Origin of the sequence: Methanofollis formosanus, from assembly GCF_019633745.1 — an archaeon.
Lineage (GTDB): Archaea > Halobacteriota > Methanomicrobia > Methanomicrobiales > Methanofollaceae > Methanofollis > Methanofollis formosanus.
The window spans coordinates 2,509,122-2,534,734 of record NZ_CP037968.1 but is presented as its reverse complement, the minus strand read 5'-3'; the positions used below and the strand labels follow the sequence as shown (position 1 = coordinate 2,534,734).

Genomic DNA, 25,613 nt, shown 5'->3' with positions numbered 1-25,613 from the left:
AGAAGATAGACGGGGGCGGCAGGCCGCACATTTTCTGACTGCCCCGCCCCGAGAAATCGCCCACCTACCGGCGACGGTCGCCGCCGTTGGAGAGGGGGAAATATTCCTGATAAACCCGTCTGCGCTCGTCGATGTCGGTGTGCAGATAGATCTCGGTCGTCTTGATGGAGGAGTGGCCGAGGTTCTCCTGGACGACACGGAGGTTGTGCGAGCGCCGGTAGAGTTCGGAGGCGTAGGAGTGCCGGATCTTGTGCGGCGTGATGCCTTCGGGGGCGTACCGCCGGAAGATCCGCTGGACCGTTCTCGGGGAGATGCCCTTGCCCTGCTGCCCTTCGAAAAGTGGCCCCATGATTGCGTTTCCGATATAGCCCTCGACCTCTGCCAGTGTCTCGTCGTCCACGAAGACCATCCTGATCTTGTCGCCCTTGCCCCGCACCCTGATGGTCCCCTCATCAAAGTCGATATCGCCGATATCGATGGTACAGAGTTCGGAAACCCGGACGCCGGTCGCGTAGATCAGCCGCACGATCAGGCGGTCGCGCTCGTCTTCGATCGACCGGAGAAGGCGCATCACCTGGTTGTGCTTCAGGTATTTCAGTTCCTGATTCTTGATCCGCGGGCGTTCCACCGCCGGCATCGGATCGGCGGCGACCGCACCCTGCGCATAGAGATATGAATAAAAGGACGAAAGCGACGAGATCATGCGGTGGAGGGTTTTTGGTTTGTAGGCATGCTGCTCTGCAAGCCAGGTGAAGTAGTCGGTCACCATCGCGGTGGGCACCTCGGCCGCGGTCTGCAGGGAGGAGGAGGTGAAGGCACCCGCATCGCACCCGGGTGACTCGCCCGGAGGAGCGTGCCGGCAGACCCAGACATAGTGGGCGAAGTGGCGGACCGTCTCGCCATAACTTCGGATGGTTCTGGGGGAGTAATTTCGCATTCGGAGGTAGTTTTCGAACCGTTCCAGCCACTCAGAAAAAGAAGCCTTCTCCATCAATTATTTTCTCTGTCTCGACCGTATTTAATTTTGTCGCAGAATATACATTCTGCGACAGTGCCCCATGGCCGGATCTTTCCCCAGCACCCACGGGACACCAGGCAGAGCGATGGGCGATGGCAAGACTCCCCGCCACAGGATGCGAGGGCCGGGAGCAGTACGCCCTCCGGGTACCGGAGCGATGAAAACCCGGAGGAGGGGGCCCCATATAAAGGACCGCCATAAAGCCACAGAGATCCTTTTTTTGCAGGGAGAGATGGTTTCTATCACACCCCCGACATTGAGCCCATTCCCGTGGCGATAAAATCGCAGGAAATCGATTGAAATCCAACCCCCCATCCGATGAAAAATGAGGTCCGGCCGACCATCTCTGGCGCGCGAAAACCTGCCGCACCCCCCGCACCAGAACACCCTGCGCGACCCGCACGCGAGAGGGACCCCGCCCCGCACGAAAATCATGCAGGACGATCAGGCCCTCGCCACCGGCGGCATAAAATCCGACCCTGTTGAATCGGACATGGGCCCCGGACCCAAGCATACGCGATGAACATTCCTGGTGGTCTCTGGCGAGTGGATCCTTGTTCCCTCTTCGGAGCAGGACACCACATAGAGCGACCACTTCATTGCCGCCCCCACCCACCTTCGTCGTGGGAGGTCCGGGGGGTGAAAAACCCCGGTACGGGATTCCAGGAACGATTCTACGATGAGGGCGGCACATCGGATCATCTCGCCTTCCGCCCCAATCTTCATCCGGGGGGGGCCGGGGGCGGGGCCCCCGGCGGGAGGGTGCGTGAAGGCGAGATGATCCTACGTGCCGCCCTCATCGCAGACTCGTTCCCGCAATCTCGCGCCGGAGGGTTGAACCTCTCGACCCCTCACGACGAAGATAGGGGCAGGGCGGCGATGGAACACGATCTCCACCGATTCTCCCGTCTTGAAAAGGAGAGATCAAGTGACGAAAAATTTTCATCCGGTATGCTTGAAGGGCGGGGAAGGGCACGCCGATCAGATCGGCAGCCATCTCGCAATTGTCCCGTTTGTCGAGCCGAAACCCCCGATCTTGTGGCAGGGGCAGATCCTTCACCTTCCCCCTCGCCCGCGCAGGAGATTTCATCGAGAGCCCGGCGCTTTCTCGAACTCGTTGGCATTGGTTTCCTCGAAAATCGACCGTATTGAATCTGGCATGAACCCCCACCCGGCTCAAGCATACGCGGTCGAGCATTGTTCGGAGAGCCCTTCTCATCGCGACAGCACGCCCGGAGAACAGTGCGCAGCCGCCCCCCGACCTCGCCGCGGAGGGTTCCGGGTGGCCCAGCCCTGAAAAAATTGTCAGGAACATTTCACGATCCGTTCTCGGCGGCAGAGACATTTTGAAGCGCGCCGGGTTGACCCTACGATCCCTGACAGAAGAAGAGAACGAGCCCGGGCACAGAACGTCATCCCACCGGCGCCGGCATGCTCCCCACACATCCAACCATTCAAAGAACGGCACTGAAGCAATCCATTGGACCAATGAATCTACCGGAGGGCCGGTCGATCCGCCCCCACGATTTTCTCTTCGCCCCCATCCAATCGCCGCCCCCGGAGCGAGGGGCGGCACCCCCCATCGAACCCCCAATCCATGCCCACATCGACAGAGTTCGCAAAACAGAACATCCGCACGACCAGAGAGAGCGGCGCCCCAGGCAGAGGGGACGGGAGGCAAGGCCCGCCCCGCATCTGCCCAAGAAGGAGTATTGAGCAAAGGTGCTCCACCACATTACGAAGGTTTAGAAGGGACACCCAGAGGCGGTTCCGGGCCCCATGAAAGAGAATAGGCCGGGGAGTATATAATATGAGGGGGCGCGGCAAGAAAGTGATCGCCGCCCCATAAACCATATGATGCTATATGTAAGATCGGCCCCTCGAGGACGACAACCAGTAATCTTGATACCCCCCACAAACCAATGCGGTACAGAAAATGGGAGACCCTGAAGACCGCACCGAAGATATCACCAAATATCACAAGTTCAAGAAGGTCGAAGGCTCGACCTACCGCCGGGTCAACCAGTTCCTCCGCAGACACACCTACTTCACCGCGCGCGAATGGTCCATCGCACGGCTCTGCGCGGACTTCCAGACCACGAGCGGGGCAGAGATGACCTTCATCGGTGCGAACCTCCCGGAACTCGTCCCATTCATGACCGAACCCTACACCCCGCAGGCCGTCAACCAGGCCAGAGACGCCTTCAAGAAGAAGGTGAAGATGGCCGGGGCGACATTCCTGTACGGTGCGATGTGCGGATTCTTCACCCCCGAAGAACTCGACGACCTCCTCTTCGAGTCCAGCGAAGTGGCGCGCTTCCTGATGGAAGTGGAAGGCACCACCCTCGACATCGACGACGAGATCGAACGGGAGGACAAAGTCTCCGAGGTGATGAAGAGCATCTCCAGAGAGTCGGCCAGACTCCTGCGCGAACGGAGCCGCCTCCAGGAAGACTCCGAAGAAGAACCAGAAGAAGAGGAAGAGTAAGATGAAAATTATTCAGATCGTTGGCAGTTCAAACTCCGGCAAGACCACCTTCATCGAAACCCTGGTCCCCGCCCTCAACGAACACGGCACCGTCGCAGCGGTCAAACATCTCGGCCACGACCGATACGCCGTCGAAGAAGGGAAAGACACCACCAAATATTTTGAGGCCGGCGCCGCCGTCTCGGTCGGGATCGACGACGAGAAGGCGGTGATCATCAGGGACACCCCCGACCTCACCAGGACCCTCGGCGAACTCTGCGACGCCGGGATAGAGTACTGTATTATCGAGGGGTTCAAGACCGTGCCCTTTCCGAGGATCGTCATCGGCGACCTCGAGAGCACGGACGTCGCCCTCAGGAACCCGACCACCGCCGTGGTGCTCGACCACCTCGACGCCTTCGAGGAATTCTATACGATGGAGGGGATCGTCAGAGAACTGAGGCGCTCGCACCCTCTCGAGCGGGCCGGGGCCGTCCTCACCTTCAACGGCATCGTCAGGGAACTGACCGGCGACGAACGGACCGAGTACATGGACTTCGGCCCGGAGATTGATGCCATCGTCGAGGCGATCAGAGTTGAAGCCGAAGAGACCCCGGGCGTCATCGGCGCACGCTTCTACCACCGGAAAGGCCGACTCTATGCCGGCGAAGACATCACCTACTTTGCGATCCTCGCCGAACACCGGCAGGAAGCCTTCGCCGCCATGAGCCGCGCGATCGATGAACTCAAGAGCAGGGCCCACGACAAGAACACCTGAGAGGAGAGAGAAGATGGGAAGCAAGACACGAGTGCAAAAACAGATCTTCGGGACAAACGGCGTGCGGGGCATCGTCGGCAAGGCGATGACGCCCGACCTCGTGATGCGGATCGGCATGGCCCTCGGCACCATGCGGAAAGGGACGATCGCCGTCGGGCGGGACACCAGGACCTCGGGCGAGGCGCTTGCCGCCGCCGTCTCGGCCGGGTTGATGGCGACCGGGTGTGAGGTGGTCGACTGCGGCGTCCTCCCCACCCCGGCCCTCCAGTACCTGGTCCGCGACCACTTCGACGGCGGGGCGATGATCACCGCCTCCCACAACCCCCCGGAGTACAACGGCGTCAAGATCATCGAACCGGACGGCACCGAGATGGGCGACGAAGAAACCCTGAGGCTCGAGGAGATCCTCTTCTCCGAGACCTTCGTCCATGCAGAATGGGACGGGGTCGGCTCCAAGCGGTACGAACCAGACCTGAAGGAAGAGTACATCGACGCCATCGTCTCCCACTTTCCCCCGGGCATCGGGGCGGGCCTGACGGTCGTCGCCGATCCCGGGTCGGGCCCGGCCGCCGCGACCACCCCGAAGATCCTCGCCCGTCTGGGGTGCACCGTGCACACCATCAACGCCCAGATGGACGGGAGGTTCCCGGGCCGGTTGCCTGAACCCAGTCTGGAAGGCCTCGCCCCCCTCGCCGAGATGGTCCGCGAGACCGGGGCCGCCTTCGGGGTGGCCCATGACGGCGACGCCGACCGTGCGGTTTTTGTCGACGATACCGGGAGGTACGTCGAGGAGAACCAGGAGTTCGCCCTCATCGAAGACTTCGTCTGCCAGAAAGGCCAGGGCCTGGTCGTCACCCCGGTCTCTTCCTCCCTCCTCTGCGAGGACATCGCCGGCAGGCACCACTGCTCGGTCGAGTACACCCCGGTGGGGAGCATCTACGTCGCCAGAGAGATGCGCAGCCTCATCCAGCGTGGAGAAAACGTGGTCTTCGGAGGAGAAGGAAACGGCGGGCTCATCTACCCGGACCACCAGTTCTGCCGGGACGGCGGGATGACCGCCGCCATGATGGTGGGCCTCCTCCATGCCGGGGACCAGCCCCTCTCGGCCCTCGTCGACGGCCTGCCCGAACGCCCGATCATCAAGGAGAAGGTGAAGACCCGCGAGGCGGAGGCGGTCGTCGCTGCCCTGAAAGAGCGGTATGCCGATGAACGGCCGGACTGCAGGGACGGGATCAGGATCAACCGGCCCGGGGCCTGGGCACTGGTCCGACCTTCAGGGACCGAACCGATGATGCGGGTGATCGTGGAGGCAGGAGACGAAGAAGAGTGTAAAAACCTCTTTTCTGAGATTATGGAGGTTGTCAGGGCCTCGGCCTCCGATCTCATGAATGAGTAAAATTATTCAAAAATAATTATTATCCTTTTGATCAGATAATTGCCCCGCATCATCCTATGGCTCATTCAACCCCGCTACCACACCCTGGCAATAGATGAAATAATGTTTGATTTGTTGTATCTAATATTATCTCTGAAGTCGCCAGAGGGTAACTTTTTTAAGTATTGTAGGATTATATTTCCTGGTAGGAAGCGCCTTGTCTGAAACAGATGTTGATCTTTTAAAGAGAATCGGCCGGGTTGTGGAGAGCGGAGATCAGACCGAGATCGAGGAGTTATTATCCCGGATCTCACAGATCCCAAGGCGAAAAGAGAAAAAAGAACTGCTGGATGCCACCTACTCAACCATCCTCGAATCGGCCTTCAGGGAAAGACGCCCTGAACTGACCAGGATGCCGCTTGAGCTCCCGCGAAAAAAAATCTTCAAGTATGTCAAAGACGCCGCCGAGATCTATACCGAGACCAAGGACCGGGCCTGGCTCCAGGCCGTCTTCGATCTCTCCAACTCGCTGGACCGAAAGAGTTCGCAGTCGGTGATCCTCTCCGAGGTGACCAAGAGCCTCATCGAAGCCGGGGTCGACCGAGCCGATCCCGAACTGATCGAGGCCGGGATGGAGGTCTTCCATCAGATCAGTTTCAGGAAATATCGCTCTGCGATCCTGATGGACATCGTCCCTCTGCACATCGTCTGGAGCATCACCATCAGAGACACCACCCTGCTCACCGAATCGCTCGGGCTTATCGAGGGTATCGGCGACATCTCCAAACGTTCGTTCCTTCAGAGCGAGGTCACAAAAGCGATCGGAAGGATCGGGGTCATCACAAGGGACTTCGACCTCATCATCACCGCCCTGCGCAGCGCCGCCGAGATCAGACAGAAGATCAGACGGACCAACTGCTTCACCTCCATCATCAACCAGACCTGGAAGTCGCCGCTCAGCACGCAGGTCTCAGACATCCTCTCGGTCCTCAAGACACTCTCCGACCTTCCGGACGAAGAATTCGCCGAGATCACCGCCGCTCTCACCGAGGAATTGATCGCCAGGGCCCACGACAAGGGCGCGGTCATCTCCACCCTTGAAGAGGTGGAGAGGATCTATCCCTTCACCCTCCAGGCGATCATCGGAGAATTGCTCGGCGCCGCCGAACGCCTCGGCGACCCGTATTACTTCGAGGCCGGGCTCAGGCTCAACGCCATGCTCGGGCCCGACGAGGAGGTCCAGATCAAAGAGATCGTCAAGGCCGGGATCGCCGTCGTCGAACGGACCGGCGAGGCGCGGTTCATCATCGAGATCGTCCCCATCGTCGAGGAAGCGGTCTCGGGCCACCGGGCCTTCACCATCTACCTCACCCTCGTCCACACCCTGCTGGAGCGGGGGGCCTTCTCCCATGCCATCGACATCTATGCCAGGATCCCTTCGTTCAGCGATATCGTCCAGATCGGCATGCAGTTCTGGGACACCTCGGTGATGCTGGTGAGCAACGGGGTGCTGCGCGACCGGGTCGATCAGGTTCAGATGCAGGTCTTCGAGCGGATGGACACCAGCACAAAGGAGAACCTGATCCAGCGGAGCATCACCCATATCTGCAAAGAGACCGATCTCAACGAGATCATCCATCACATCTCCTCCCTGGTGGCCCTCGCCGGCCTCCACCGCCACCGCGACGAGCAACTCCTCGGCGCGATCGACCTGCTCATCGAGCGGCGGTTCATCGATCACCTCGACCCCTCGTACCTCATCGAGATCGCCCGGCAGATCAAAAGCCCGACCATCGGCAGCATTGCGGTCGCCAGGATCGTCGCGGACATGGCCGACTTCGGGTACGTCCACCGGAACCGCGACGTCCTCCAGCGTGCGGTCGGACTCACCTGCGAGATCAGAGGGCAAAAATCCCGGTCCGAAGCGCTCTGCAGTGTCATCGACCGGGCCGCCGACCTCGCCGTCGCCCAGGGCGACCTTACTCTCCTCAAGAGGATGCGGGGCTGGACCGACCCGCTCCTCGAACGTGAATACGGGCTGTACACCACCGGCAATATCGTCAAGGGAATGGTGAAGTACGGGATCGACACGATGGCGCCCCACGCCCTGGAGAACGCCTACGAGATCGCGAGAGAGATCGAGGACCCCTCGCTTCGCCAGCAGCTCCTCGAGGGGATCACCGAGGGGTTCATCAGAGTCGGGTGCCGGATGATGGCAGAACCCCTTGCCGCCGGCGACCAGGCCCTCCTGGAGAACAGAATGGCGGTCTTCAGGCGGTCCACCGAGATCCTCAGGGAGACGGTCAGCGAGCGGCGGTACTCGATCCGGCTTGCCCGGGGGATCGACATCATCACCGAATATCTGGCCGGGAACAGGACTCCCTACTTTGCCATCCCGATGGTGATGCTCCTGCTCGAGATCAGGAGCGAGGCGGAACGGGACGCCATGGTGACCCGTGTCTCGGCCGAGTTCGAGGAGTATGTCGACGACCTGCCGTCCACCGATCCCTATGAGATGATGGCCTTCCTCCTCCAGCGTCTCGAATACGCAAAGGAGTCGCCCGAGGTGATGGAACTGACCCGCGCCCTCTTCGTCCATATCGAGAACCTTTACACGCGGTATTCAGGGATGTGTACGCTCTCCGAGGGGTACCTGCGGATCCATGACCTGGAACGGGCGGGCGCCCTTCTCAGGAGCGTCCACGAGGGGACGAGGGCGATGGACCACCCGTACGAGAAGGCCCTCATCCTCTCCGACCTTGCAGGCCTGATGGCGAAAGTGGAGACTGACGAGGCGTATGCCTGTTTCAACGAGGCGAAATCGCTTCTGCCTCTCATCGATTTCGAGATGGGCGGCATCGTACGCAAACACCTCGTCTTCTCGCTGGTCAGTCTCCATGCCATCCAGCCCCAGGAGAAGAACGTCGACGAGGTGATCGCCCTCATCAACGAGATCATCGACCCGACCGACTTCGTCAACTCGCTGGTCGCCGCCTTTGGAATGCTCACCGAGGGCGGGGAGACCCGGGAGGTCATGAAACAGGTCTATGCCGGCATCGAAGAGATCCCCCTCGCCTACGACCGGGCCTCGATGCTCCTCTCGGTCGTCCCGCTCGCCGAAAAATACGGGGAAAAAGGCGACGCCCTGACCCTTCTTCAGGAGGCCGATCATCTCTCCACCGAGATCAGGATCCCGGTCGTCGCCGCCATGGTGAAGAAGGGCGTCAGTCACATGTACTTCCTACTCGCCGCAGCAGAGAGGGACGAAGACCTCCGGCAAGAGGGAGTGGTCGTGATCAAGGAGATCGAGAACGAGGTGATCAGGCACCGGGTCTTCGAACAACTCGGGATCACACCGGAAGAGGGGATCGCCGATCCCGCCTACAACCGCCTCATCGACGCCAGCCGCGAGGTCATCGCCGCTCACGCCCCTCACCCGGACACCTCGTCCATAGAATATCTCATCGAAAATATCTCCGACCGCGCACAGAGGGCACGATACTGTTTCGAACTCTTTGTGCTCTTCCGCGACGCCGAGATGGAACGGACCGCCGAAAACCTCCTCCTCATCGGTCTCGACGAGGCGAGCATCATCAGGCCGCTCTCCAGGCGGGTCTATGTACTCTCCGACCTCGCCCTTTCCCTCCACGAGGCGGGCGAGCGCAAGAAGAGCAGAGACATCATCGGGATGGCGGTGAACGCCGCGACGAACATCAGGCAGGACGACCTGCGCGACGAGGTCTTCAACGAACTGGATGTGGTGATCCGGATCCTCCAGGAGGGGCGGGAGGTTTGAAGACCGTCCGGATGTTGGTCTCGGGAAAAGTTCAGCACGTCGGGTTTCGGGCATGTACCAGAAAGATCGCGGTGAACCTCGGGGTCTGCGGCGAAGTCGCAAACTGCAGCGACGGGACGGTCGAGATCACCGCCACCGGCGACGCTGCGGTTCTTGAAAAGTTTGTCGCGATGGTCTACGGGTGCCCGCGGGCGGTGATCAAAGAGGTCGAGATCGAGACGCTGGATAGACGTCCCTTTCCTGATTTCACGATCGTGCGCGAGGCCGGTCAGTAGACCGGGGAGAAGGTCTTCCCTGTCGCCAGCGAGTGGGCAAGGTCCCTGACAACAGCGGCTATCCGCTCCTCCCGGACGGTCCGGTGCAGTACCGGGAGCAGGCGGGAGGTCAGACATTCGGAGAGGATGCACCGTCCGTTCCCGGTTTCGTATTCTTCTTCCCGAAGCCCCGTACGTGCGAGGGCGAAAACCGGTTCGTCCACCATGGTCGGCTTGAACCCGTCGATGATGTCATAGACCAGGCCCCCCGGACCTTCTTTGAAGACGCCGTGGTCGGGATCCAGGCCGGCGGCGACGACCGCGACGTTTGCCGCACTGTACAACACCGCATAGCCGAAAGAGAGCATGGTATTGATAGGGTCGGTGTGCGGCCGCTTTTTTCGCCGTTGAAATCCGAGGCCTGCCGGAAGGGTGCGGCCCATCACCTCATAGTACATATCGGTGTTCATCTGGTGGAGCCGCCTGAGTTCGTCCATCTTGATGAGGAACTGATATTCTTCGCGCGAGCGGTGGAGAAACTCGAGTTCGCCCTCATAGAGGAGGTCCCATCCAGAAGCATGGCCATACCGTTCGATGGCAAGGAGACGTTCGTTCATCGCTTTTTCTGCAAAGGTCAGGGCATAGGTGTGACCGAAGGCCCGGTTCTGTGCGTTTCTCAGTTCCGCAGCGGGGTCACCCCTGCCCGGCGGGGTAAGCTGGCCCGCCGGTCGGCCGTCGGCATCGAAGACCGAGATCGAAGCACCGCCCCTGAGCAGCGCAATGACAGCCGAGGTGTGGATCGTATGACCTCCGACGACGATAAGGTGGCCGACGTCCCTGATCTCGTACCGCCTCTCCTCGTTCTTCTTCCTCACCGTCAGGGTTGTTCGGGTCGCCTTGATGTGCCCCCCGAAACCGGCGACCGTCACCCATGCACGAGCCTTTTCAGTCATATGACGTAAACACCATTTCCGCAGACTGCGGTCTTGATTGATCTGGAATCTCACCATAGATGAATGGATCGATTGTATTCGGGAACCAGAGCCACCTGTTGATTTTTACCGTTTACCAGACCATTTCAACCGGTAAAAGAGACATCTGATGATATGTCGTTCTCCCCCCCAAATGCCGCAAAGTATAAATAATGTAATAGGGGTCTGAGAGATCATGCGTGCCAGGGCCAAAGCCGAATGGCACAGATTGCATGATGTCCTCATGCATGAACCGGGGTTAGAAGTGTTCTTCGCACTTATATCTCCAAAAAAGCACTTATACGAACGTTTTTTCAACCTGGAAACCGCCCGCAGGGAACATCAGAGGCTCTGCGAGATACTGCAGGATGATTTCGGCGTACGAGTCCACCGCCTGACCGACGCGGTCCTTGAAGGCGTGCAGAACCCAAGGCACCGTGAGACTCTTCTGAAACTTGCCGAAGAACCGGCCGGAGGGACGGACCCCCCCCTTGCAGGGAGGGACAACCGACATCTCCTTGCCCTCGCTCTCTTCGGCGCCTGTCAGAACGGAGGTGACGTCACCCTGCGGGGCACGATGCACAATCTCTACTTCATGCGAGACCAGCAGGTCTGCACCGATCAGGGAATCGTGATGGGACGGATGGCAACGGCCGAACGGCACCGCGAGGGGGCGCTCACCGCGATCGGTCTCTCCGCCATCGGCGCAGGAGCGGTAGGGATGATCCGGCGCGGCCATCTTGAGGGAGGGGACTTCATCCCTGCCGGGAAGTTCGCCCTCCTCGGCTACGGCTCACGGACCGACCACGAGGGCGCCGACGCTCTCCTCTGGTCGGGTTCGGGCTTCGACGAGGTAGCGGTGGTTCGGGAACCGGTCCATCCCCTCATCGAGGGTACCGACCCGATGGTGAACATGCACCTGGATACCTACTGCAACCTGGCGGGAGACGGGGTTGCCGTCGGAAATCCCGGTCTCCTCGAGGAGGCCAGGGTAAAAGTGCTCGCCAACGAATCCGGGATATACCGCCCGACCGGGTGGGAGGGGAGTCTTGCCGGGTTCCTGAAGGAGAAGGACTTCTCCATCGTTCCGGTCACGACCCTCGAGCAACTCTGCTATGCCGCGAACTTCCTCTGTGTCCGCGAACGCGAGTGTATCGCCGTCGACACCGGGCAGGTCGCCCGGGCGGTGATCAGGAGGCTGCGGAAGCGGGCGGCGGCGAAACCCGGAATCTATAACCGTTTGCTCGCCCAGGCCGAGGCCGACTACCGGCAGCTCAGGCTGGATGCCGAATTTTTCCCGTACAAAAAGGAGGTCTATGCCGAGGGGGTGGAGATGACCCCCATCGATCTGCACAACGCCACCGGCGGGTACGGCGGGGCGCACTGCATGACCTGTCCGGTCAGGCGAGGGTGACCCGCGTCCCGGCCCGACCGGCAAGGGCCGCTTCGGCGGCGTCGAGGTGGGCGATGACCGCGGCCCGGCCGCCTCCTTCGACGAATCTGGCGGCGGCCTCGATCTTCGGGGCCATCGTCCCGGCCCCAAACTCACCGCGTGCGAGGAGTGCCCGCGCTTTTTGTGCGTCTATCTTCCGGATCATCTCTTCATCAGGTCCGCCGAAGTGGAGGTACACCCCGGCAACGTCGGTGAGCATGAGGAGGAGGTCGGCGCCGACGGCGGAGGCAAGTCGTTCCGCAGCGAGGTCTTTGTCGACGACGGCCTCGACGCCCCGGAGCCCGTCGGTCGCCCTGACGACCGGCACCCCGCCGCCCCCACCGGCGATGACGACGGCCCCGCTCTCGAAGAGCGCCCTGACCGCCCCGGCCTCGAGGATCTCAGACGGCACAGGGGAGGGGACGAGACGCCGCCACCCCCGCCCCACTTCCTCGCGCACGGTCCAGCCTTCGGCGTCGGCGAGGGACCGCGCCTCCGCTCGTGTGTAATAGGGCCCGATCGCCTTGGACGGAGCGGCGAAGGCCGGGTCGGCAGCGTCGACGAGAGTCCGCGTCAGCACGGCCGTGACCGGCGCCTGGACGCCGAGGGCTTCCAGGCGGTTCTGCATGCACTGCTGGATCATGTAGCCGATCATCCCCTGGCTCTCCGCCCCGCAGACGTCCAGGGGCATCCGGGGCACCTCCTCCTTCGCACACTCGTTCTGGAGAAGGATGTCCCCCACCTGCGGACCGTTGCCGTGGGTGACGTGGACGCGGTGGCCGGCGGCGACCATCCTGGCCAGGGGGGCGACCGCCGCATCGATGTGACCGAGTTGCTCTTCCGCCGTCCCCTTCTCACGATATCTGATGATGGCGTTCCCGCCGAGGGCCGCGACGATCTTCATCTCCCCTCCCCTCTGAGGGGGGATGGAATAGACCTTCCGGTCGGGGGGCGCGCCCGTCTGGATAGAAATACGCCCGGATTCGCCCTGGATCCGGGAATGGACGACCCGATCCCTGCCCGGATAGGGGAGATCGAGGGATGTCGGCAGAATGGGGTTTTTGTACAAAAGGAAGGGTAAATCAGAGAGCCTATCCGGCCCCTGCCGGCCCGTATGAGTGGGGGAGATATCAAACGTCGGGTGCCTCCGAAACAGTGGCCTGAGGGGCGTGTGGATCGGCCGGAAATCGGCGCGATTGATGGTAGTGGACAACCCGACGCACCGCCCAGAGAGAGAATACATGAGTGTTTCCTTGCTCTCGTCCGCCGGGGGGAGACCCCCCACGACGAAGATAGAGGCAGGGCGGCAACAAACTCTTGATCGACACCGTACTCTCTCTATCATCTTCGGAGGGTGGGGCGAGAGTTCTGGGATATGCTCATGCAGTACGTCTGCGGGATACTCTCGGCTCATGCCCGATTCGAGAAGGACCGGACCGGGTCAAAATGAAAAAAGAGATTTATTCCTGCTTCTCTTCCCCGGCAGGTTCGTCATCGTCATCGTCACCGTCGCCGTCCTGCGAGAGCCTCCGCATCGACGGGAAGAGGATGACCTCCTTGATGGAGTCGTTGCCGGTGATGAGCATGATCAGCCGGTCGATCCCGATCCCGACCCCGCCGGTCGGGGGCATGCCGTAGCCGAGGGCGTTGATGAAGTCGTAGTCGATCATCTGCGCCTCGAGGTCGCCGAGGCGGCGCTTCAGGTCCTGCGCCTCGAAACGTTCCTTCTGGTCGAGGGGATCGTTCAGCTCGGAGAACCCGTTTGCAAGCTCCATGCCGTTCACGAAGAGCTCGAAACGCTCGGTAAAGCCGGGCTTGGAACGGTGACGCTTGGCGAGCGGCGAGTTCTCGATCGGGAAGTCGTAGATGAAGGTCGGCTGGACGAGTTTCTCCTCGCAGAAGTGCTCGAAGAAGAGCGCAAGGTAGTCGCCGTGGGTCTGCGCCGCCTCGCGCTTCTCCATGTCTTCCTTCTCGGCGATGGCCGCGAGTTCCTCCACCGGCGTGGCGAAGACGTCGATCCCACCGTACTCCTTCACCGCGTCCTCCATCGTGAGCCGCCGCCAGGGTCGCTCAAAGGAGATCTCCTTCCCTTCGAAGGTGACCGTCGAGGTGCCGAGGGTGCCGATGACCAGGTGGGTGGCGATCTCCTCGGTGAGGTTCATCATGTCCTGGTAGTCGTGGTAGGCGGCGTAGATCTCGACCATCGAGAACTCGGGGTTGTGATGGGTGTCGATGTCCTCGTTCCGGAAGTTCTTCGCGATCTCGTAGACCTTCTCGAACCCGCCGACGACGAGCCGCTTGAGGTAGAGTTCGGGGGCGATCCGCAGGAAGAGTTTCTGCTCAAGGGCGTTGTGGTAGGTCATGAAGGGCCGGGCGTTGGCGCCGCCGTAGACCGGCTGGAGCGTGGGGGTCTCGAACTCCAGGAAGTCGCGGGAGTTGAGGAAATTGCGCAGTTCGGCGATGGCCCTGCTCCTCAGCCTGAACGTCTCCCTGGTCTCGGCGTTCATGATCAGGTCGAGGTAACGGTGACGGTAGCGCATCTCGGTGTTCTTGAGCCCGTGGAACTTCTCGGGCATGGCGCAGACCGATTTGGTCAGGAGCTGGTAGGTGCTGACCCAGATCGTGATCTCGCCCATCTTGGTCCTGAATACCCGGCCGGTGACCCCGATGATATCGCCGGCATCGACGAACTTCTTGAACGCATCGAAGGGTTCGTCGCCGATGTCGTTTTTCCTGACATAGAGCTGGAGCCTCGCGGACTCGTCGCCGATATCGATGAAGATGGTCTTCCCGTGACGGCGGACGCTGTAGATCCGCCCGGCAGTCGTGACCTCATCCTCGCTCGGGTCGTGGCCGATCTCGACGTACCGCTCCCTGACCTCCGCCAGGGTCACCTCTCGCTCGAATTGGGCCGGGTACATGGGGAGCCCGGCCTCCTGGAGCTCCTGGTATTTGGTGAGTTTTGCCTCATCAAAACTGATCTGTGAATCGCTCATGGTAACCTATCCCGGGTACAGGCACCCGGACACGTGGAAGCCGTCCGGGTGAAATCGCTATATCTGTTTTTTTCCGGGGAGTATTAAGGGTATCAGTCGGAGAAAAAGAGGCCACGAGACCGGGACCACAGAGCGGGGATCCATGAGATCGAAAAGAGACGACAGAGGGGGAGGGATATATCCGTCATACATATAAAACTACAAATAGTACCTCAAAAATTTATTAATCTATATGGGGAGTGCGGATGGTCCAGTCTATTGAATCACGGTTCGAGACTTTTTCATCGAACTGGCTTGAGAGATGCCGGGAATACAAAACAATAGCGATATCGGAGGATCTGGCCGCTCATATCCAGAAAGATCTCGAAACCGATCTCTATCTCTTCAAGATTCAGGCAGGGATCACCGGAGAAGAAACTGGAGACCTTGAAAAGGACATCAAGCAACTGCAGAGATATCTCAGCATCGCCCTTGCAAAAGGGAGGGCCAACCATGCGAGAGAGACGAGCAGAAAACGCAGATTTTCCCGTGTTCCGCTCAGAGAGATCATTGCAGACCATATTTCTTCACGGAGACAGGCCGAAGGACCGAGAGAGGAGCGACGATGATGAAGATCGGGTACCCCTGTGCCAACCTTACCATCGGACCCATAAAAGACCTGTTCTCAAAGGAGGAGGCGGAGGCGATTGCCGTCGAGAATCTTGCCTGCCTGGCGAGAACCCTCGAGTTCAATGAAAAGGCGGGCCTTTCCTTCTTCGCGATCAGTCCGCGGCTCATCCCGCACCAGACCTTACCCGACCTTGTCGTTGAATACTCGGAGTGCCTCGCGGCCATCGGGGCCTATGTGAAGGAGAAAGGCATGCGGATCGCGGCCTGCCCGGCCAGGGCCGCCCTCGCCGCGGAGCGGCGGGCCGCGGATCTGGCGCATCTCGCCTCCCTTCTCGACGCCATGGGTCTTGACACGACGGCAAAGATCCCGGTCAGGATCAACGGCAGAGGGGAGGCAGAGAGTGTTGCCGCATCGTTCTGCCGGGAATATGACGCCCTCCCCGAAGCGGTGACCCGGCGGCTTGTCATCAGGAACGACCGCATCCACACAGTCGGGGACTGCTGTGCCGTTGGCCAGGCCTGCGGGGTGCCGGTGGCCTACGACCACCACCAGGCCGGCGGAGACCCCGGCGAGGGCGTCCGGGAGTGTGCCCTCACCTGGAAGAGCGGCGACGGCGCGCCGATCGTCTTCTACGGTTCCCTTGACCCGGGCGTCCCGCACCCCCAGTCGGTCGACCCTGCGGCGTTCAGATCTTTTCTTGCGGCCACCGCCCCGGCGGCGCGGGAGATCGACGTCATGCTCCTCTTCAAGGACAGGGAGCGGTCGGCCCTCACCGCACGCCGGGTAGCGCGGGACGACCTGCGGCTCAGGGGGGCGCCACTGATGACGGTCCGCCACTGACCGCGGGAAAGGGTTATGAGCGCACCTGCCCATCTGCCGTGATGCGGATCGGGTACCCGTGCATGAACACCGGCATCGGCTGCACCTCGGCCCGGACGTTCAGGCTGAAGTCCTGGAGCGAGGAGCGGTTCCTCTCCACAGTCGCAGAGAACCTTTCCTGTCTCTCCAGGATCCTCGCGTACAACGCGGCGCACGAACTCCTCTTCTTCAGGGTCACCTCAGACCTCGTTCCCTTCGCCTCCCACCCGGTGAACATCCTCGACTGGCCCGGTATCTTCGCGGAGGAGTTCGCCGGGATCGGGGCGGTGGTGCGGGAGAACGGGATGCGAGTCTCGATGCACCCGGACCAGTTCACGCTCATCAACTCTCCCGACGAGGGGGTCCGGGAGAGGAGCGTCGCCGAACTGGCGTACCACGCGGCGGCCCTCGACGCGATGGGGCTGGACACCACCGCAAAGGTCCAGGTCCATGTCGGCGGGGTCTACGGTGACCGGGAGGCGGCGATGGAGCGGTTTGTCGAGCGCTACCGCACGCTGCCCGGCGCGGTCGGGCGGCGGCTCGTCGTCGAGAACGACGACCGGCTGTACACCGTGAGAGACTGCCTCGCCCTCCACCGGGCCTGCGGGGTGCCGGTCGTCTTCGACGTCTTCCATCACGAGTGCAACTCTTCCGGGGAGGACGCGGCCGGGGCGCTCGCGGCCTGCGCAGCAACCTGGGACCCCCTTGACGACGGGCCCCTGATGGTCGACTACTCCTCCCAGGCACCCGGGGCGCGGCGCGGCCGGCACGCCGCCGCCCTCGACCCCACGCACTTCGCCGCCTTCCTCGCGGCCTCTCGTCCCCACGACTTCGACCTGATGCTCGAGGTGAAGGACAAGGAGCAGAGCGCCCTCCGCGCCCGTGCCCTCGCCCTTGCGGCCGGGGATCCCAGGGTGAGGAGAGGGCGTCCCTGAAATCGCTAACGAGAGGGGTGGCGCCCGTCGACACGATTGAGTGCGAAGGCGTGATGAACAGACGTGCCGCCCCTCTTGCAGAACCCTCACCGACGTCTCGCGCCGGGATCCCCCCTTTCTGGGCCAGGTTCTATCTTCGGGGTCGCGACGACAGGACAGGTGGGGTGATCGATGTGCCGTCCCACCTTCACCAGATCTGTTCTGCCATTTCGCGAAAAGATAGGGTGGGGGACGGCACGGCGCGTGATCCCTTCCAAAAAAGATAGGCCCTCCTCTTTACTGGTTCTATCTTCGGGGTTATGAAAACGGGACAGCGTGATGATCAGAATGTGCCGCCCCTGATCATCGAATCTGTTCTGCCATCTCGCGAGAGGATAGGGCGGGGGACGGCACGGAGCGGTGTGCTCCTCTGCGGAATAATGATCGGCTCTCTCCCGTTCGAGGTCAATCTTCGGGGTCATGATAACAAGACGGCATGCTGATCAGAACATGCCGCCCCCTCATCATCAGATCTTTCCCGCAATCTCGCGTGAAGATAGGGCGGGGAAAGGCGCGGCGCGTGATCCCTCCAAAAAAGATAGGCCCTCCTCTTTACTGGTTCTATCTTCGGGGTTATGAAAACGGGACAGCGTGATGATCAGAATGTGCCGCCCCTGATCATCGAATCTGTTCTGCCATCTCGCGAGAGGATAGGACGGGGGGCGGCACGAGCGCGTGATCCTGTTGAGAAGAGATTGGCCCGCTCCAGTTCTGGTTCTATCCTCGGGATCATGACGGCAGGGCGGTGTGACGATCCGAACGTGCCGTCCCCCTCATCATCAGATCTTTCCCGCAATCTCGCGAGAGGATAGGGTGGGGGACGGCACGGAGCGGCGTGCTCCTCTGCGGAATAATGATCGGCTCTCTCCCGTTCGAGGTCAATCTTCGGGGTCATGACAACGGGAAAGTGTGATGATCACCACATGCCGTCCCCCTCATCATCGATCTTTCCCGCAATCTCGCGTGAAGATAGGGCAGGGGACGGGACGGAGCGCGTGATCCCGCTGGAAAGGGATCGCCCCTTTCTGGGCCAGGTTCTATCTTCGGAGTCATGCCGACAGGAAAGGTACGATGATCAGAACGTGCCGTCCCCCTCATCTTCGGATCTGTTCCGCCATTTCGCGAAAAGATAGGGCGGGGAACGGCACGGCGCGTGATCCCTCCAAAAAAGATCGGCCCTCCTCTTTACTGGTTCTATCTTCGGGGTCATGACAACAGGACAGCGTGATGATCAGAATGTGCCGTCCCTGATCATCGAATTTTCCCTGTCGTCTCGCGCGAGGATGGGGCGGAGGCGGCATCACGCATGTTCCTGCTGAGAATCGATCGGTGCTCTCCCTGCCAGGGTCATGACAACGGGGAAAGATTCGACGATCAGACGTGCCGCCCACATCGTAGAATCTTTTCTGTCGTCTCGCATGAAGATAGGCGGGGGGGCGGCGATGGGTGGTGTGCTCCTCTGAAAAAAGATCGGCCCTCTCCCGTCCGGGGTCAATCTTCGGGGTCATGACAACATGAAAGCGTGATGATCAGAACAGGCCGCCACCCCTCGCACGATCTGTTCTGCCGTCTCGCGTGAGGATAGGCAGGGACGGCATCACGCGTTTTTACGATCACTTCCGGCAATTCCTACGACCGTGCAACCACCGGAGCGATTGAAGAGCATACCGGGTGACGACCCGACACCCGCACCCCGAGGCGGCATGCCACGTCACGCCATGGCAAGGTTATTGGGGCCCGACGACCAACATTTTTCATACCATCTCAGGGCGGAGCGGCCGCCTGGCAGAGGATAGGGTACACATGTTCTGGAACAAAGAAATGGAGACGATCTCCCAGACCGACCTCGAAGCGCTGCAGCTCTCCAGGCTGAAGTGGACGGTGAACCACGTCCAGAATGTCGAGTTCTATCAGAAGAAGTTCAGGGATGCCGGCGTCACCCCTGCCGACATTCAGCACCTCGACGACATCGAAAAGATCCCGTTCACCACCAAGAAAGAACTCAGGGACGGCTACCCCTTCGGCAACATCGCCGTCCCCATGAAACAGGTGGTGCGGATCCACACCACCTCCGGGACGACCGGGAAACCGACGGTCGTCGGGTATACCAGGCAGGACCTGGACAACTGGTCAGAGCTCATCGCCCGCAACCTCACCATGATCGGCCTCACCGACGAGGACGTCTTCCAGAACGCTGTGAACTACGGCCTCTTCACCGGCGGCCTCGGCTTCCACTACGGAGGGGAGAAGATCGGGGCCACGGTGATCCCGAGCGCCACCGGCAACACCAGGCGGCAGATCGAGATGATCGACGACTTCGGCGTCACGGCGATCCACTGCACCCCGAGTTATGGGATGCACCTCGCCGAGGTGGCCGAGGAGATGGGCGCGTCCCTGGACTCCCTGCGGATCGGGATCTTCGGCGCCGAGCCCTGGTCTGAGAACCTGAGAAAAGAACTCGAGACCAGGCTCGGGGTCGAGGCCTTCGACTCGTACGGCATGAGCGAGATGTACGGCCCCGGCGCCGCCTTCGAGTGCCCGGAGCACGACGGCCTCCACCTCTGGCACGACTTCTACTTCGCCGAGATCATCGACCCCGAGACCGGCGAACGTCTGCCCGATGGCGAGAAGGGCGAACTCGTCATCACCCCGCTCGTCAAAGAGGCGATGCCCCTCGTGCGGTACCGGACCGGCGACATCACCAGGATCATCCCGGACGCCTGCCCGTGCAGACGGGGCAAGCGCCTCGCGCGGATCTCCGGGCGGGCCGACGACATGCTGGTCATCAGGGGGATCAACGTCTTCCCCTCGCAGATCGAGCACACCCTCTTCTCCATCCCGGAGGTCGGCGATCAGTTCATGGTATATGTGGACAGGATCAATCATCTTGACGAGATGACGATCGAGGTGGAGATGAACCGCGAAAGTTTCAGCGGCGAACTCGCCGACCTTGCCGGCCTCCAGCGGAAGGTGGCCGGGGCGATCAAGGAGAGCCTCAACCTCAGGACAACGGTGAGACTCGTTGAGCCGGGTTCCCTCCCGCGCTTCGAGGGGAAGGCCCGTCATGTTGTGGACAGGAGGGGAGAGATCTGGTAAGAAGGATGTGGGATCCCAGGACAGAGGAGATGCCGGTCGAGGAGTTGAAGCGGCTCCAGTACCGCCTTCTCAAGACGCTGGTCTACCGGCTGTACAGTTTCAGCGATTTCTACCATGCACGGATGCGGGAGGCGAACGTACATCCTGACGATATCAGGACGCTCGACGACGTCACCAGGCTCCCGTTCATGTACAAGCACGACCTGCGCGACAACTATCCCGACCACCTCTTCACCGCCACGCAGGACGAACTCGTACGGTATCACGTCTCCTCGGGGACGACCGGCAAGCCCACCGTCGTCGGCTACACGGCAAACGACCTGGAGAACTGGACGGCGTCCCTGGCACGTTCGCTGACGGCGTGCGGCCTGGGGCGCGGCGACGTGATGCAGGTGAGTTACGGCTACGGGCTCTTCACCGGCGGCCTGGGGATGCATTATGGGGCCGAGCGGATCGGGGCGACGGTCCTCCCGTCGAGCACCGGCAACACCGAGCGGCAGATCGAGTTGATGCAGGACCTTCATGTGACGGCCATCGCCTGCACGCCGTCGTATCTGGTGCATATCGGCGAGACGGCCGAGAGGATGGGCGTCTCGATCAAGGACGACACCGACCTGCGGATCGGGGTGCTGGGCGCGGAGCCCTGGTCCGAGGCGATGCGGACGATGCTCCAGGACTCCCTCGGGATCAGGGTGTACGATATCTACGGCACCTCAGAACTCTCCGGGCCGATGTTCACCGAGTGTACCGAGCAGAACGGGATCCATATATGGGGCGACCTCGCATACCCTGAGATCATTGATCCCGAGACCGGCGAGTCGCTCCCGGCAGGCGAGAAGGGCGAACTGGTGATGACGGTCCTGAAAAAGGAGGCCCTCCCGATGATCCGGTACCGCGTCGGGGACGTGACCGTCCTGGACGACGAACCCTGTGCCTGTGGCCGGACCGCTCCGCGGATCATGCGCATCCAGGGGCGGGTCGACGATATGCTCATCGTGCGCGGGATCAATGTCTTCCCATCGCAGGTCGAGCACACCCTTATGGAGATCCCCGAGGTGGTCGGGAGCGCCTTCCAGATCGTGGTGGACCGGAAGGGTGCCCTTGACTCGATGCTCGTGCGGGTGGAGATGAGCCCGGAGGCCTTCTCAGACAAGATCACCGACCTGATGCAGATGAAGGCAAAGGTGGCCCACACCCTCAAGAGTTCCCTCAATGTCGCCGCGCAGGTCGAACTGATGGCGCCGGGCGCCCTCCCGCGCTTTGAAGGGAAGGCACAGAGAGTGATTGACCGGAGAGTGTACTGATTATGGCAGAGAAGAAGTATCTCATCAAGCAGGTCTCGATCTTTTCGGAGAACAAGCCGGGCCGCCTGGCGGCCATCGCCCACGCCCTCGAAGAGGCGGGCGTGAACATCCTGGCCTTCTCCATCGCGGAGGCAAACGGGTTCGGCGTCGTGCGGGCGCTCGTGAACAAACCCGACCTCGCCCACAAGACCCTCACCGACCTCGGGTTCATGGTCTCCTTCACCGACGTGATCGCCGTGGCGATGCGCGACGAACCGGGCGGCCTCTTCGAGATCGCCAGGATCCTGGGTGAGGCCGGGATCAATATCGAGTATTCGTATGCTTACTCGGGCAAGGACGGGGCGGTGCTCATCCTGCGGGTCGACCAGGTGGAGGAGGGGGTCGAGAAGATCCTCGCCGCCGGTGGGGCGCTCCTGGATGTGTCGCTGTTTCAGTGAATTTTCATCTCTTCTTTTTTCGGTTCTGGTGAAGTCCTCTTCGGGAGGGTTTGTGGTATTTTTCATGAGGGGAAAGCACGCCTCAAGCATACGGGATGAAAATCCCTGTGGCTCTCCGGTGTGTGCATGGACCCTTGCTCTGCCTTCTGAGCGGTATGCCCCCGGGATCACCCCTTCGTTGCCGCCCCTCCCTATCTTCTGTCCGTGGGGGGTCAGGGGGGTGAAACCCCCCGGCGCGAGATGGCGGGGAAGAGTCTGCGATTGGGGGCGGCCTGGAGCGTGATCCCACTGAAAAGTGATCGACCCCTTCTCGTCCGGGATCTATCTTCTGGGTCGGGATGAGGAGGAGGATAGAGTGATCAATGTGCCGTCCCTGATCACTGAATCTGTTCTGCCGTCTCGCGAGAAGATAGGGCAGGGGACGGTAAGGAGCGCGTGATCCCGCTGAGGGGAGAGCAGCACTCTTCCGTTCTGGATCAATCATAGGGGTCGGGACGGAGAGGCAGGTGTGGGGATCAATGTGCCGTCCCTGATCAATAAATCTGTTCTACCGTCTCGCGAGAAGATAGGGCGGGGGACGGCACCACGCGTGATCTCCCTAAAAAATGATCAGCGATTTCCCGTCCCGCTTCTATCTTTGGGTTCGGGACGGCGGGACGGGTGTGGGGATCAATGTGCCGTCCCCCCATCACCGAATCTTTTCTGCTGTCTCGCGAGAGGATAGCCAGCGGGCGGCGATGGAACGGTGTGCCTCTCGCTGTTCTGCTCTGAAAGAAGTGATCGGTTTTTTCTGACACGCCCTTCCCACCCCTATCTTCATGCCGGCGATCGGGGACAGCGTCCCCGACGCGGGGATGGGGGTGATGATGATCAATGTGCCGTTCCGGATCAATGAATCTGTTCTGCCTTCTCGCGAGAAGATAGGGCGGGGGACGGCACCATCATGAAAAATATTCTATCCACGAGATCGCCTGCTCCCCCGACCCGCACCTCACCGTCCTCTCTCTCTTCCGCCTACCGCTTCTCCCACTTATACAGTTCCTGCACCTGCGCCAGGGTGCTCCCGCGCTCGATCTCCTCGCGCACGCGGTCCTCCATCTTCTTCACCTCGAGGGCACGGCGGGCGATCTCGTAGGTCCGTTCCTTCGGGATGACGACGACGCCGCTCTCATCGGCGATGATCCAGTCGCCGGGCCGGACCTGCTGGCCACAGCAGGCGATCTCGGCATTGATCTCGCCGAAACCCTTCGCTTCGCCGGCGTTCGGGACGCAGGCGCGGGCAAAAAGGGGATACTGCATCGCCCTGATGTCGTCGACGTCCCGCACGGCACCGTCGATGACCACCCCGCTGATGCCCTGGTTCTTCGCCGAGTGGGTGGCGAGTTCCCCCCAGGGGGCGATCTCTGTCCTGCCGTCGTTGTTGATGACGAGGACGTCGCCGGGGCGGCAGAGATCGATCGCCTCCACCGGTTTGGCCCAGTCCCCGCCGAAGGTCTGGACCGTCACCGCAGGGCCGACGGCCTTCACCCCGCCGGTGAGCGGGACGAGACCGTTCATCGCTCCTTTCCGGTGCATCGCATCGGTGACGTTGGGTGCCGAGACCGTCATCAGGAGCGCCCTGATCTCCTCGTCCAGGCTCTTCTTCTCGGGTTGCACCAGAGTGGGGTCGTCGAGCGCCGCCCTGATCGTCCGGGCCGAGCCCTCGACGTCCCGCGCCTTGACGATCCATCCGCCGACGATGACGATATCGGCCCCGGCCGCCACGGCCTGGGCGGCGGTCGAGGCGTCGAGGCCGCCGGCGACCGCGAGCGGGATGGAGACCTCACCGACGATGGAGCGGAGGAGGTCGACCGAACTCTTCCCGATCATCTGCTGGTCGATCCCGACATGGGCGTTGACGATGTCCACCCCGAGGGCCTCAAGTTCCTGTGCCCGTCTCACTGGGTCGGCCACATTGATCAGGTCGGCCATGATCCGCACCCCATAGAGACGGGCCGCCCGCACCGACTCGGCGATGACGGTGTCGTCGGCGTCGGCCAGGACACAGACGATGCTTGCCCCGGCCTTGGCCGCCATCTCCACTTCCACTGTCCCGGTGTCGGCGATCTTCATGTCGGCCACGATCTCATGGTCAGGGAAGGCCTCACGGAGTTCACGCACCGCCGCCATCCCTTCGCTCTTGATGAGCGGCGTCCCCACCTCGATCCAGTCGGCACCGCCGGCGACCGCCTCGCGGGCGATCTGGGCCGCACGGTGGAACTCGAGGATATCGAGCGCCACCTGGAGCTTTGGGCGTGTCATGGGAGGAGATTGGGCCGGATACCTGTTAAGAGTTGCTCAGGCAGGGGGCGTCAGGCATAAGAGATATCCGGGCGAACGATTCTAGACAAGGAGATATCATGATCAAACTCGTCCTCTTACGCCATGGCGAGAGCCTCTGGAACAAGGAGAATAAGTTCACCGGGTGGACCGACGTCGACCTTTCCGAGAAAGGAGTCGCCGAGGCCCATGAGGCCGGGAAGGCCCTCAAAGATGCCGGGTTCACCTTCGACCTCGCCCACACCTCGGTCCTGAAGCGGGCCATCCGCACGCTCTGGATCACGCTCGACGAGATGGACCTGATGTGGATCCCGGTCCGCCGTTCCTGGCGGCTGAACGAGCGGCACTACGGGGCGCTCCAGGGACTGAACAAGGCGGAGACCGCAGAAAAGTACGGCGACGAGCAGGTCTTTGTCTGGCGCCGGAGTTACACTACCCCCCCGCCGCCCCTGGAGGCCGACGACCCGCGCTTCCCCGGACACGACCGTCGGTATGCCGACGTCCCTGCCGACGAACTCCCGGCGACCGAGTGCCTGGCCGACACGGTGAAGCGGTTCCTGCCGCTCTGGGAAGAGGAGATCGTCCCTGAACTGAAGGCCGGGACGCGGGTGCTCATCGCCGCCCACGGCAACAGCCTCCGCGCCCTGGTCAAGCACCTGGATGGGGTCTCGGACGACGAGATCGCCCAGGTCAACATTCCCACCGGCATCCCGCTCATCTACGAACTCAACGACGACCTCACGCCCATCCGCCACTACTACCTTGCCGACGAGGCGACGGTGAAGGCGGCGATCGATGGCGTGAAGAAGCAGGGCGCGGCGAAGAAATAATCTTTTTTTTTTTGCTTTGAGCATATCCCAAAAGTATCTGGACTGATCAGCCGTGCCGCCCACCGAGAGAAGAAAGCGTGTTTCCTTGCTCTCTCCCG

General features: G+C 61.5%; 18 protein-coding genes. 13 read left to right on the top strand and 5 right to left on the bottom strand.

The window, feature by feature from the left end:
- Window positions 1-64 precede the first annotated feature (64 nt).
- Window positions 65-991, bottom strand: a complete 927-nt coding sequence (gene xerA / locus E2N92_RS11595) for a site-specific tyrosine recombinase/integron integrase (protein ID WP_220681313.1) — start codon at window positions 989-991, stop codon at window positions 65-67.
- A gap of 1,963 nt (window positions 992-2,954) precedes the next feature.
- Here xerA and E2N92_RS11590 point away from each other — a divergent pair.
- From E2N92_RS11590 to E2N92_RS11570, 5 genes are all read left to right on the top strand, one after another.
- The gene (locus tag E2N92_RS11590; protein WP_220681312.1) at window positions 2,955-3,506 is read left to right on the top strand and encodes a DUF5806 family protein; all 552 of its coding nucleotides are present in this window, start codon (window positions 2,955-2,957) and stop codon (window positions 3,504-3,506) included.
- A 1-nt stretch (window position 3,507) separates the two neighbouring features.
- Window positions 3,508-4,263 carry a molybdopterin-guanine dinucleotide biosynthesis protein B gene (gene mobB / locus E2N92_RS11585; protein ID WP_220681311.1) on the top strand — a complete coding sequence of 252 codons (756 nt, stop codon included), beginning with the start codon at window positions 3,508-3,510 and terminating at the stop codon, window positions 4,261-4,263.
- 13 nt (window positions 4,264-4,276) lie between these two features.
- Window positions 4,277-5,659 (top strand): phosphoglucosamine mutase, encoded by a 1,383-nt coding sequence (gene glmM / locus E2N92_RS11580; RefSeq protein WP_220681310.1) that lies wholly within the window; start codon window positions 4,277-4,279, stop codon window positions 5,657-5,659.
- Window positions 5,660-5,900: 241 nt separating this feature from the next.
- Window positions 5,901-9,434: a hypothetical protein gene (locus E2N92_RS11575; protein ID WP_220681309.1), complete on the top strand. Its 3,534-nt coding sequence runs from the start codon at window positions 5,901-5,903 to the stop codon at window positions 9,432-9,434.
- Entirely contained in the window at window positions 9,431-9,709 is a 279-nt protein-coding gene (locus E2N92_RS11570) for an acylphosphatase (protein ID WP_220681308.1), read from the top strand. The genes E2N92_RS11575 and E2N92_RS11570 overlap by 4 nt, the downstream gene beginning before the upstream one ends.
- Here E2N92_RS11570 and cas1 read toward each other — a convergent pair.
- Window positions 9,703-10,641, bottom strand: a complete 939-nt coding sequence (gene cas1, locus E2N92_RS11565; RefSeq protein WP_220681307.1) for a CRISPR-associated endonuclease Cas1 — start codon at window positions 10,639-10,641, stop codon at window positions 9,703-9,705. The two genes, E2N92_RS11570 and cas1, sit on opposite strands and share 7 nt — an antisense overlap.
- 214 nt (window positions 10,642-10,855) lie before the next feature.
- On the opposite strand from cas1, the gene E2N92_RS11560 reads away from it, so the two are divergent.
- Complete coding sequence (locus E2N92_RS11560) at window positions 10,856-12,073, top strand: arginine deiminase family protein (RefSeq protein ID WP_343222847.1); 1,218 nt, start codon at window positions 10,856-10,858, stop codon at window positions 12,071-12,073.
- Here E2N92_RS11560 and arcC read toward each other — a convergent pair.
- The gene (gene arcC, locus E2N92_RS11555) at window positions 12,060-12,995 is read right to left on the bottom strand and encodes a carbamate kinase (RefSeq protein ID WP_220681305.1); all 936 of its coding nucleotides are present in this window, start codon (window positions 12,993-12,995) and stop codon (window positions 12,060-12,062) included. The two genes, E2N92_RS11560 and arcC, sit on opposite strands and share 14 nt — an antisense overlap.
- Window positions 12,996-13,551: 556 nt before the next feature.
- Window positions 13,552-15,087 (bottom strand): lysine--tRNA ligase, encoded by a 1,536-nt coding sequence (lysS, locus tag E2N92_RS11550; protein ID WP_220681304.1) that lies wholly within the window; start codon window positions 15,085-15,087, stop codon window positions 13,552-13,554.
- 245 nt (window positions 15,088-15,332) lie between these two features.
- Between lysS and E2N92_RS11545 the strand changes: the two genes are divergently transcribed.
- From E2N92_RS11545 to E2N92_RS11520, 6 genes are all read left to right on the top strand, one after another.
- On the top strand, window positions 15,333-15,695 hold the full coding sequence (locus tag E2N92_RS11545) for a hypothetical protein (RefSeq protein ID WP_220681303.1): 363 nt from the start codon (window positions 15,333-15,335) through the stop codon (window positions 15,693-15,695).
- Window positions 15,695-16,537 carry an apurinic/apyrimidinic endonuclease family protein gene (locus tag E2N92_RS11540; RefSeq protein ID WP_220681302.1) on the top strand — a complete coding sequence of 281 codons (843 nt, stop codon included), beginning with the start codon at window positions 15,695-15,697 and terminating at the stop codon, window positions 16,535-16,537. Before E2N92_RS11545 ends, E2N92_RS11540 begins: the two co-directional genes overlap by 1 nt.
- Window positions 16,538-16,578: 41 nt before the next feature.
- Window positions 16,579-17,490 (top strand): UV DNA damage repair endonuclease UvsE, encoded by a 912-nt coding sequence (uvsE, locus tag E2N92_RS11535; protein ID WP_220681301.1) that lies wholly within the window; start codon window positions 16,579-16,581, stop codon window positions 17,488-17,490.
- Window positions 17,491-19,332: 1,842 nt separating this feature from the next.
- A complete protein-coding gene (locus tag E2N92_RS11530) occupies window positions 19,333-20,625 on the top strand; it encodes a phenylacetate--CoA ligase family protein (RefSeq protein WP_220681300.1) in 1,293 nt (430 codons plus the stop codon).
- Window positions 20,626-20,654: 29 nt separating this feature from the next.
- The gene (locus E2N92_RS11525; RefSeq protein ID WP_246589207.1) at window positions 20,655-21,929 is read left to right on the top strand and encodes a phenylacetate--CoA ligase family protein; all 1,275 of its coding nucleotides are present in this window, start codon (window positions 20,655-20,657) and stop codon (window positions 21,927-21,929) included.
- Window positions 21,930-21,931: 2 nt separating this feature from the next.
- Window positions 21,932-22,366 carry an ACT domain-containing protein gene (locus tag E2N92_RS11520; protein ID WP_220681298.1) on the top strand — a complete coding sequence of 145 codons (435 nt, stop codon included), beginning with the start codon at window positions 21,932-21,934 and terminating at the stop codon, window positions 22,364-22,366.
- 1,014 nt (window positions 22,367-23,380) lie between these two features.
- On the opposite strand, the gene hxlA is transcribed toward E2N92_RS11520, so the two are convergent.
- Entirely contained in the window at window positions 23,381-24,667 is a 1,287-nt protein-coding gene (gene hxlA / locus E2N92_RS11515) for a 3-hexulose-6-phosphate synthase (protein WP_220681297.1), read from the bottom strand.
- A 98-nt stretch (window positions 24,668-24,765) separates the two neighbouring features.
- Between hxlA and gpmA the strand changes: the two genes are divergently transcribed.
- The gene (gene gpmA, locus E2N92_RS11510; protein ID WP_220681296.1) at window positions 24,766-25,515 is read left to right on the top strand and encodes a 2,3-diphosphoglycerate-dependent phosphoglycerate mutase; all 750 of its coding nucleotides are present in this window, start codon (window positions 24,766-24,768) and stop codon (window positions 25,513-25,515) included.
- The last annotated feature ends 98 nt before the right edge of the window (window positions 25,516-25,613 follow it).